Raw genomic sequence first — 9,313 nt, forward strand, 5'->3', positions numbered from 1 at the left:
GGGCAGAGGCTGACATATGGCGAGCGTCTTTGAGTTTCATGGCACACTCCAGACTTAGCTACTTTTTTATGTTAACTAATCCCTGCTCTGGTTAGTAACATAGTTGTTTTCCGACTGTTGAATTGAGTCTGAATTAAATCGACTGACCGCCGGAGACTTCAATTCGCTGGGCATTCACCCACTTGTTGTCTTCGGATAGGAGTGATGCGATCGCGCCCCCGATATCATCTGGAAGACCCACGCGACCGAGCGCAGTTAGGGAAGCGATCTGTTTATTCATTTCTGGATTATCGCGGACTGCACCGCCACGAAAATCGGTTTCAATCGCTCCTGGAGCCACCGTATTCACTGCAATCCGTCTCGCTCCCAGCTCCTTCGCCATGTAGAGAGTTAAGGTCTCGATCGCGCCTTTCATACTTGCATAAGCGGCATAGCCCGGAAAGATAATCCGCGTCAACCCAGTAGAAACATTTACAACTCGTCCGCCGTCATTAATCAGTGGCAGTAGTTTCTGAGTGAGGAAGAAAACGCCCTTGAGGTGAATATTCATCAAATGGTCAAAATCCTCCTCGGTCGTTTCGGCAAAAGATGAGTGAACACCAGTTCCAGCGTTATTCACCAAGAAATCAAAATGCTCGGTTTGCCAGTTATCCTTGAGTACCTGCTGGAGTTGCGCGACGAAACTATCAAAAGTTTTAATGCTTGCTGTGTCCAGTTGCAGTGCTACAGCTTTAGCACCGAGCTGTTCAATCTCCGCGACGACGTTTTTCGCTTCCTCGGCATTGCGATGGTAAGTGACGATGACAGCAACCCCTTTTTTAGCCAGATTCAAAGCGGTACTTTTGCCCAGTCCTCGACTCGATCCCGTTACCAATGCGATTTTGGTCATTGCCTTGTCCTGCTGCTGCTTTGTTTGAATATATTCATCGTATGGTTGCAGATTGGGTTCTTCAATACACAGACCTCGCCGTTTATTGCCTAATCCTCCAGATTGCGCTCTTGGGACTGGATAAAATCTTCTATAATATTATGCGAAAGAAGATAAGCGCCAAAAACGATGACAGACGCACTAATCGTCGCTCGATGTCGAGAACTAGCCGCCCTGCTCGACCGCCACACCGATGGCAAGGGTGATGGGTTTCACCAAACGAGGATCGCACCGCTGGGATTTGGTCGTGAGTCTTTGACTGGTAGGATGCTGCATGGTGTCAGCACCCCGATGCTGGCGATCGTGGTTCAGGGTAAAAAAGGTGCAGCGCTGGGTGAGGAAATCTATCGGTATGGTGAGGCGCAATATCTGGTTGTTTCAGTCGAGCAACCGATTAGCGGATTTATTATCGAAGCGACTCCCGATCGCCCCTATTTAGGATTCAAACTGGAGCTTGACCCGCGCGAACTCTGTGAGATTATTGCTGTCCAAACCAATGCGTTGGCAAAGCCTCTCAGAATGAGAATCGCGGGTAAGAAAGAAACTTCAGTCCGAGGCTTTTTCGTCAGCACTGCCGACGTATCATTGCTCGATTGTGCGCTGCGACTGACCCGCTTATTGGATACACCCCAAGATATCCCGATCCTGGCTCCGATGATGATTCGCGAAATCTACTACCGCTTGTTAATCGGCGAACAAAGTGAAGCAGTTCGTCAGATTGCGACATCGGGTAGTAACATGCAACGGATCGCGGCAGTCATTCAAAGCATCAAGGTGGATTTTACCAAACCCATACGAGTTGCCGAGCTCGCCGAGCAAGCCAGCATGTCGCCTTCGTCTTTCCATCACCATTTTAAACAAGTGACATCAATGAGTCCACTGCAATATCAAAAGCAGCTCCGACTCCTAGAAGCCCGTCGGCTCATGCTGGCGGAAAATTACAATGCGATTACGGCTGCCGATCGGGTCGGCTATGAAAGTCCATCCCAGTTTAGCCGAGAATATGCCCGCTTATTTGGTGCGCCGCCCATTCAGGATATCGGGCGTTTACTCTCAGTCGGATAAGGTGAGCCTCAATCAGGTATTTGCTCGCCATTCCCGATCGCCTCCACATGTGGTCTAAACGTCTAGTCAATTCGTTCGTCAACTAGACGAGCGGTTTTTGGCACCGCGTGAACCCAGTCTTCTTGACAGCCAGGGAGCACGAGCGACAAAGACCCGCGCTCTAGGTAGTAGTCAACCGTTTCACTGCTGTCCTTGTGCCGCAGCTTAAATTTGTGAGTGCTACCTAGGCTTAAAGGGTTTTGAGATGGCTGAGCGTAGCAGTGTGAATTATCTTGTTTATCTCCCCCTAAAATAATCGCTCTCCTAAGATAATGGAGAGCATTAAATGTAATGTCCAATCCGGCTGTCGTGCCAAAACTAACGCAGGTTCCATCAAGTGCAAGGTTTTCTAACATCGCAGGTAGAACATCTCCCCCAACTGAATCCAATGCCTCAGACCCCAAAAGTGAATCGGCAGTGGCGGCTTGTCTCGCGTCCCGTAGGTTTGATTGCAGAATCAAATTTTGAATGGATGCAAGAACCCATACCCACTCCAGGAGAAGGACAAATCCTCATCCGCAACATTTATCTGTCTCTCGATCCAACCAACCGAGGATGGTTAGGCGAGAAAGGAAATTACCTCCCACCTGTGGTCATTGGTGAGGTGATGCGGTGTTTCGGCATTGGTGTCGTCGAGCAATCTTGCAACGCCAACTTTCCAAAGGGAACCTTTGTTCAGGGGTTCCTGGGGTGGCAGGACTATGCGATCGCGGACGGCACTGACTTAGATAAATTGCCAAAAGACTCATCCATCCCACTGACAGCGTACTTGGGACTTTTTGGATTCATTGGCATGACAGCATATTTCGGTCTTCTGGATATAGGAAAGCCCAAGGCTGGTGAAACGCTTGTGGTTTCAGGAGCAGCGGGAGCTGTTGGCTCTCTCGTGGGGCAAATCGGAAAAATCAAGGAGTGTCGTGTCATTGGGATTGCGGGTAGTGAAGAAAAATGTCGCTGGCTTAAAGACGAGCTTAACTTCGATGCCGCAATCAACTATAAAACTGAGTCTGTTCTCGAAAGCTTGCAGCAGCATTGTCCTGATGGGATCGATGTTTACTTCGAGAATGTAGGTGGTGAAATCCTTGATGTTGTCCTAAGCCTCATCAATCTCCGAGCGCGGATTGTCCTTTGTGGTCTAATCTCGCAATACAATGCTAGCGAACCAGTGCCCGGGCCATACAATTTTGTCAACATCTTGATTAAGCGTGCGAAGGTCGAAGGATTTATTATCCTCGACTATTTCAACCGCGCCCAGGAAGCCATAGCAGATTTAAATCAGTGGTACGCTCAGGGCAAGATTAAATATCGTGTCGATGTGATTGATGGTCTTGAGAATGCTCCCCGTACATTTAACAAGCTCTTTGACGGCACGCATAAGGGCAAGCTCATCATCAAAGTTTCAGAAGATGTCTGAAAAGTATAAAATTCCAAGCTAGCCGTCTAAAGTTGAATGGCACTGAAATAAGGTGTATCAGGCAACGAGCTTGGCTTTGAGGATCGAGCGAGGTTGCTGCATTCTGGGAAAACTCTTGGGTCTTCGTTTTGTCACTCTAGGTTCGGCGCGGTTAGGACGTAAAGGCACCAACTGGTTGCTAAGGCTGTGTTGCAAAAAGTTGTTGAGGACAGAAAACTCCCTGGAAAAGGAATTAATTATGCACTCACTGCAAAAATTTCAGCAATGAATTTGACCCGTTCTCTGACGGCTCCTTTTTCTACGCCAGTTGCTACAGGGCGCGGGAACCTCCGCAACGCACTGGCTCAACTTTTTTTTACTTGTCCCTTTCGTAGCATGTTCATGATTTCGTAACCCTTTATCGTTCGTCGCGCTATGTTGAATGAACCAAACCCAATGCCAGGTTTGACTATTTTTTAATAAACATACGATCCTGTTCGACTCGATTGTTCAGATATTTATGCTGTCGTAACTCTACCTGCTTGAACAACTCTTTTTCCACTTTAAGTTCACCAATTGCTTTAGGATAAGCGGCATTCTTATCCAGATTAATCACTCTTGGTTCCTGATTGTGAACTACCTTCAAAGCTTTGCAGAAAAACCGTTTAGCAGCTTGAGCATCGCGCTTGGCTGTTACCAAAAAGTCTAGAGTTTGACCAGTTGAATCAACAGCTCGGTACAAATACTTCTGCTTGCCTTTGACCTCTATATAGGTTTTGTCCACCCGCCACGAGTCGTTAGTCGGATTCAGGTGCGGTCGAACTCGTTTGTCCAGTTCCGGGGTGTAGCTCAACACCCATCGGTGAATCGTGGAGCGATCCACCTCCACCCCTCGCTCTTGCATCATCTCCTCTAAATCTCGGTAGCTCAGCGAGTAACGACAATACCATCGCACATTCAGCACGACAATCTCCGGCAAGAAGTGCCGCCACTTAAACAGGGGCTGGGATGCCATTTAGGTTGAGGTCAGAGGAAATAAGCCTCCTCACCTTATCATTTTTGCGACAGAACCCCTATTTATTCATCGACGCTGAAGCCAGCATCGGTTACAGTTTAGTCTGAGCGGAGCACCTTTTTTCTTAATGGAGATTCGGAAGTATTTTGTTCTTGACAAACTGCTCAAATGTCGTTGGTGTTGTTGCTTCTGGGGTTCGTGCTGTTGCATAAATTCCATCAGGATCGCCAAGAGCACGAAACAGATCGCCTATTTCGCGCTGAACCTCAGCAGTTGCGCCCATTGCTGCAAACTGCTGCTGGAGCGATTCAATGCTGACTTGAGCGTATTCGATCGAATAGTCCAGCACTCGCGACAAGGTAGCAGATGTTTCAAGCAACGTTAGATTTTCGGGTCCCATCAAATTACGAGTCCACTGACCTGCCCAACGCCGATCCAGGAGATATTGTGCTGCCACATCCCCGATATCATCAGTGCTAATCCAGGGAATATCATGGTCACTCGGATAAGAAAACCGAACTATGCGATCGCTTTGGATCGTCTCGATTTGCGCCAGGAAATTCTCCATAAAATAGCCAGGACGTAAATGGACTACATTGGCAGTAGTTTGGTTGAAGGTCGATTCAACATTTCCACTCAATGAAACTGTGCCCAGGTTTGGTTTTGCACCTGCACCAATGCTAGAAATATTCACGACCCGCGGAATGCCATTTGCTGATACAGCGTTCGCGCCCGCCTTTGCTGTTTGAAGATACCAATCCCTCAAGTTAGGCACATCAAGCTTCGGTGGTGTTAGCCAAAACAAAGCATCTGCCTGTTGGGTTATTTCTATCAATGCTTGAGCATCGTCACTGCCAATCGGCTTAACGATCGCACCTTGAGCGACTAAATCTGCCAACTTCTCTGGATGCCGGGCTAAGAGAATCGTTTCGGCTCCTGCTTGGATGACTTTTTCTGCGGTGCGTCGTCCAATGTTACCAGATGCGGCTGCGATGACAATTTTCACCTTTGTTCTCTCTATGAGTTTGGATTCAATGGGAAAGCAGTTCCGCTGCTGCCCACTATTTCAAGTATCGGAACCGGATTCCAATATTCGCGGTAGTGAATAATCTTTCCATTCTTTGTTTCTAGTCGCACCACATAGTCTTGCTGATAGAGCTGACCCGTCGCCACAAACACAGCTTCTCCATGAAATTCAGCGAATAGAACATTTGGAAGCAGCGTCTGATATTCACGAACATCTGTAAAGACCCAGTTTTGCAATTGTGCGACTGCGTTCTTCATGTGGTTATAGATCGCAGGTTTGCCTTCTAATCGGCTCGGTGAACCTAGAGCGGAAGCATAGGGAAATTCTACAACTGCATCTTCAGCCAAGAGGTCAGACCAAGCCCTCATATCTGTTCCAATTAATGCGAGATGAGCGGCAAAAACTTGAGCGATCGAATTCTGTTCCATATCTTGTGTCGGTCAAAAACTGTAGGACGACTCTCATCCTTGGGCTATTTAACACTTGCTACTGCTTCAATCTCAACTAGAGTCTTTGGTGATGCCAGAGAAGCGACTCCAATTCCAGTCACGGCAGGACGAGACTCACCTACAAACTCAGAAAAAATAGGGGCAATGGTATTCATGTATTCGCCGAATTCTCCACGAACGTAAACGCGAACATGCAATAGCTGACCGACTGACGAGCCAGCATTCTCTAGGACAATTTTGAGGTTGTTCAGCGCCCTCCTCGTTTGTCCTTCGACAGATTTCTCTGTAGTCTCATATTGTTGATTCCAGTCCACTTGTCCAGAAATGTAGAGTAGTCCTGTTTCTGTCTCAATAACGGCTTGAGACATGCCAAATGCAGAACCATCATAGAGTTCTTTAGGGTCGATCGGTTTCTTACTCATGTTGCTACTCTAGTTTGTGTCGTTGATGCGAAACTTACGGAACAATTGCAGTAACGCGGATTTCAACACGCATCGTTGGATCTCCAAGAGCTGCGACACCTAGCTGTGTCCAAATCGGGGCATGGTTAGGCATGTAATGACGAAATAGCTTCACCATCGTCTCGTTAGCTACAGGAGGAAATCCTACATGGTAGGAATTGACGTGGACAACATGCTCCCAACCAGTACCCGCAGTCGCCAAGGTTCGCTCTACGTTCCGAAACGCCTGCGCAATCTCATCTGCGAGCGATTCGGGAAATTTCCAATCATCACTCCAGCCGCCTTGACCTGATGTTTCTACTCGATTTCCAATTTTTACTGCTTGCGAATAATGCATTCCATTCAGTTGGCGTTCCCCATAGCCAGGGGTGACAAAAAACTCAGGCTTTTCCATTATGTTTCTCTACCAGAATATAGTTTTTTAGGGTCGATCGGTTTCTTGCTCGTGTTACTACTCCAGTTTGTGTTGTTGAATTTTCAGCACTTCACATCAAAATATTCTGCATGAAGGGTTGAGTCATGGCATAAACAACAGCAGCGGCTCGATTTTCTGATTCTCCCTTTTCTATCTTTTCTATCTCAAGTGTAGAGAGTTTTAACCTGCAACTTCTATCAGAATCTGACCATGATTTATCAGATTCTTGTGATTTTAGAAACCTGTTTTGGCGTGACACCCGTGAGATGCTTAAAGTGATGTGTCAGATGGCTCTGACTAGAAAAGCCAACTTGTAAAGCGATATTCGCGATCGCTAAATCTGTAGTCTTCAGCAGGACTTTCGCCCGTTCGACCCGCTGTTGAATCACATACTGATGCGGAGAACTTCCGGTAGCACGTTTGAACAACCTGGAAAAATAGGTCGGACTGATGCTAATCGCTGCTGCAATTTGAGCCAGCGATAAGTTTCGATCGAGATGAGCCTGAACATAATCGATCGCTTGTCGTAACTGAGTGGCAGTTAAACCGCTGTGCTTGGGTGCAATATTCTGCATAGAGGTGGAATAGTGTCGTAGCAGATGAATGACGAGCACTTGGGTTAATGATTCCACATAAAGCTGACCCATGATGCCATCCGACTTGAGTTCAGACAAAAGCAGCATCGCAATCTGATGGAGGCGCAAATCATATTTAGAAAAACAGGTTACAAGATCGATTCGCTCGAGTTCAGAGGTTTGGGCAACTTGCTTCACCAGTTCTGGAGTCAAGTGAATGTGTAGCATTGTCTCATCAATATCACTTGCCTCACCCCGCCAGTAGCTTGGTTGTCCAGCCGGAGTAAAGATGCTGTGACCCCTTTGAATGATTGACTCATGTAAGCGATCGTCGCGCTGCTGAGTCAATTGAGCAGGATTTCCCAAGGGTAAGTTGAGCCAATGATCCGATAAAGCCGGAATCTCCATCTCACAGACGGTGGAAGAACTTCGATATTGTTGAACTAAAACTCCGCTCCAGCCTAGTGACTGGCTGGAGGATATGAGGGATTTATTCAAGCGTTGCTGGAGTTCGATCGCGCTCACTAAGTTGCTTGTCATCGGCTTCGGCTTACCTGACTCACTAGAGATATCTAATGGCGATCTTATCGCCGATCGTTGTGATGCAACCACTCAAACTGCTTCATCAGAACTCAGATTCATTCACGATCGCATCCCCGAACTAAGAAGCTTAACTAATTGCTCGAGCGACAATATATTATCAAGCATCCCGATCAACTGACAGAAGTGGCGAAGGCTGAGAGCGCATTTCTAAATAGAAGCTTAAGCAGACAGAAATGAGCCAAAAATTCTGCTACAGATCTAAAGTCCGACTGTGTTTCCTTGAAGGAACAATGGTTACAACCTCGAAGCCTCGACGATTTCACCGTGCAACATAACGCGCCAAGAAACGCTACAGTACAGACTTGAGTGACAATGAAGTGGCAAATCATTCAGCCATTGTTGCCGTTGCCAAAAACACGCGGACGCAAACGCGAAATAGATGAGCGAGAAGTCTTCAATGCGATTTTTTACCAAATTCATCATAGCTGTATTTGGAGCGACCTGCCATTCATATTTACCAGCATGGCAAACAGTGTACAAATACTTTCGTCAATGGCGATCGCTTTGGTATTTGGCAGAAGATTCATGACTGTTTACGACAAGATGTACGACAACGTGTAGGCAAACAAGCGCCAGCAAGTGCGGCTAGCCTCGATAGTCGGTCGGTGAAAACGGCGGAAAAAAGGGAGCCAGCGCATTGAGCGGGCAATGCCCGACAGTCCCGCACCTGAGGTGAGAAGTTTACGGCTTTGATGGCAGTAAATTGATTCAAGGGCGTAAACGGTTCATTCTTACGGTTCATTCTTGTCGATGCACTAGGTTTACTGATGGCGGTTGTGGTGGTTGAGGCAAACTGTTCTGAGCAGCGGGGTGGTGTAATTGCTGTGGATGACTTGGATACAGAGCAAAGCAAGAGACTGCAACTGATTTGGGTAAACCAAGGCTATCAAGGCGAAAATTTTGCCCGAGTTGTCGAGCAGTTGTGTGGTGCAAAAGTTGAAGTAGTTAGACGTTCGGAATCGAGCTGCGTTATTCTTTCAAAACGCACTGATTGTGGAGCGCACATTTGGTTGGCTCAATCAGAATCGACGTTTAAGCAAGGATTATGAACTCTTGCCGAAAGTCAGTGAAGCCATGATTCAGGGAGCAATGATTCGACTCATGCTGCAATATCTAGGTGAAGTGAAAACAGTTTAATAATTAATTTAGAAATGCGCTCTTAGCTTTTCTCGCTGCGCCGTCCTCATTCTTTCCTGTTTCTATCTCAATCTCTGTTCGCTGCACTGCTACGATGACTATATCTAAGTAAGTAGACAGGAAAATTTACAAGTATGTAACAAAAAATTAATTAGACTGATTCGAGTGAAATTTAACACGCCTGGTACTATAGTTTCCTCTTTCTC

The 9,313-nt window shown here is 46.9% G+C and carries 9 protein-coding genes and 2 pseudogenes; 3 read left to right on the forward strand and 8 right to left on the reverse strand.

The window, feature by feature from the left end; genetic code table 11:
* Window positions 1–133 precede the first annotated feature (133 nt).
* Complete coding sequence (locus H6G17_RS31150) at window positions 134–889, reverse strand: SDR family oxidoreductase (RefSeq protein WP_192162445.1); 756 nt, start codon at window positions 887–889, stop codon at window positions 134–136.
* 168 nt (window positions 890–1,057) lie between these two features.
* Here H6G17_RS31150 and H6G17_RS31155 point away from each other — a divergent pair, with 168 nt between their 5' ends.
* Window positions 1,058–1,993, forward strand: coding sequence for an AraC family transcriptional regulator (locus H6G17_RS31155; protein ID WP_192162447.1), 936 nt, complete (start codon window positions 1,058–1,060; stop codon window positions 1,991–1,993).
* A 62-nt stretch (window positions 1,994–2,055) separates the two neighbouring features.
* Here the strand turns inward: H6G17_RS31155 and H6G17_RS33010 are convergent, their stop codons facing one another.
* Window positions 2,056–2,388: a hypothetical protein gene (locus tag H6G17_RS33010; RefSeq protein ID WP_199317155.1), complete on the reverse strand. Its 333-nt coding sequence runs from the start codon at window positions 2,386–2,388 to the stop codon at window positions 2,056–2,058.
* Between the two features lie 32 nt (window positions 2,389–2,420).
* Between H6G17_RS33010 and H6G17_RS31165 the strand changes: the two genes are divergently transcribed.
* On the forward strand, window positions 2,421–3,446 hold the full coding sequence (locus H6G17_RS31165) for an NADP-dependent oxidoreductase (RefSeq protein WP_192162449.1): 1,026 nt from the start codon (window positions 2,421–2,423) through the stop codon (window positions 3,444–3,446).
* A 356-nt stretch (window positions 3,447–3,802) separates the two neighbouring features.
* Here the strand turns inward: H6G17_RS31165 and H6G17_RS31170 are convergent.
* From H6G17_RS31170 to H6G17_RS35035, 6 genes and pseudogenes are all read right to left on the reverse strand, one after another.
* Window positions 3,803–4,440 (reverse strand): annotated as a pseudogene (locus tag H6G17_RS31170) (IS6 family transposase); the annotation flags it as partial.
* A 124-nt stretch (window positions 4,441–4,564) separates the two neighbouring features.
* Window positions 4,565–5,446, reverse strand: a complete 882-nt coding sequence (locus H6G17_RS31175) for an NAD(P)H-binding protein (protein ID WP_192162451.1) — start codon at window positions 5,444–5,446, stop codon at window positions 4,565–4,567.
* A gap of 11 nt (window positions 5,447–5,457) precedes the next feature.
* Window positions 5,458–5,895: a nuclear transport factor 2 family protein gene (locus H6G17_RS31180; protein ID WP_192162453.1), complete on the reverse strand. Its 438-nt coding sequence runs from the start codon at window positions 5,893–5,895 to the stop codon at window positions 5,458–5,460.
* 44 nt (window positions 5,896–5,939) lie between these two features.
* Window positions 5,940–6,338 carry a RidA family protein gene (locus tag H6G17_RS31185; protein WP_192162455.1) on the reverse strand — a complete coding sequence of 133 codons (399 nt, stop codon included), beginning with the start codon at window positions 6,336–6,338 and terminating at the stop codon, window positions 5,940–5,942.
* A 34-nt stretch (window positions 6,339–6,372) separates the two neighbouring features.
* Entirely contained in the window at window positions 6,373–6,771 is a 399-nt protein-coding gene (locus H6G17_RS31190) for a RidA family protein (protein WP_192162457.1), read from the reverse strand.
* Window positions 6,772–7,010: 239 nt separating this feature from the next.
* Window positions 7,011–7,979 carry an AraC family transcriptional regulator gene (locus tag H6G17_RS35035; protein WP_199317157.1) on the reverse strand — a complete coding sequence of 323 codons (969 nt, stop codon included), beginning with the start codon at window positions 7,977–7,979 and terminating at the stop codon, window positions 7,011–7,013.
* Between the two features lie 293 nt (window positions 7,980–8,272).
* On the opposite strand from H6G17_RS35035, the pseudogene H6G17_RS35040 reads away from it, so the two are divergent.
* A pseudogene (locus H6G17_RS35040) lies at window positions 8,273–9,107 on the forward strand (IS5 family transposase).
* The last annotated feature ends 206 nt before the right edge of the window (window positions 9,108–9,313 follow it).

It is taken from the genome of Chroococcidiopsis sp. [FACHB-1243] (assembly GCF_014696895.1).
GTDB lineage: Bacteria > Cyanobacteriota > Cyanobacteriia > Cyanobacteriales > Chroococcidiopsidaceae > Chroococcidiopsis.